Origin of the sequence: Plantactinospora sp. ZYX-F-223 (assembly GCF_039649625.1) — a bacterium.
Lineage (GTDB): Bacteria > Actinomycetota > Actinomycetes > Mycobacteriales > Micromonosporaceae > Plantactinospora.
Genome location: NZ_JBDJAV010000197.1, coordinates 1 through 498, shown reverse-complemented (window position 1 = coordinate 498; position 498 = coordinate 1). Strand labels below are relative to the sequence as shown.

The following is a 498-nucleotide window of genomic DNA, read 5'->3' as shown; positions in this document are numbered from 1 at the left end:
CCCGGCGCTGCCGTTGCGCCGGGTTCAGGCCGGCGAACTCGTCCACGGATCCAGCCGGGGTGCCCGCGGCGATGGCCCGGCGACCGGGGCGGCGCCCAAAGCGGCCGGTGGTCAGGGGATGTGGACTGGTGCGGTCAAGACGCGCCGCGACGACGACGGGTTCGGTGCTCCTGAGGGCGGCGTCGAACAGCGCGAGAGCCTCGTCAGTCGGCATCGCGAGGCCGGCGAAGCGGTTGCGGTCCCGCTGCGAGAGGCCGCGGGTCATGCCAGTCTCGGCCTCCCACAACCCCCACGCCACGGACGTGCCGACCAGACCGGATTCACGCCGGTACACGGCGAGTCCGTCCAGACCGGCGTTCGCCGCCGCATAGGCGCCCTGGCCGGCGTTGCCCAGCACTCCCGCGACCGACGAGAAGACGACGAACATCGCCAGATCCCGGTCCAGGGTGAGCTCGTGCAACAGCAGAGCCCCACCGAGCTTGCCCCGCAGGACGTTCG

At 72.5% G+C, this 498-nt stretch carries 1 protein-coding gene; it reads right to left on the bottom strand.

The features are described from left to right. Positions 1–498, bottom strand: a 498-nt coding sequence (locus AAH979_RS43150; RefSeq protein WP_346263900.1) for a KR domain-containing protein, incomplete at both ends; no start/stop codon positions are given.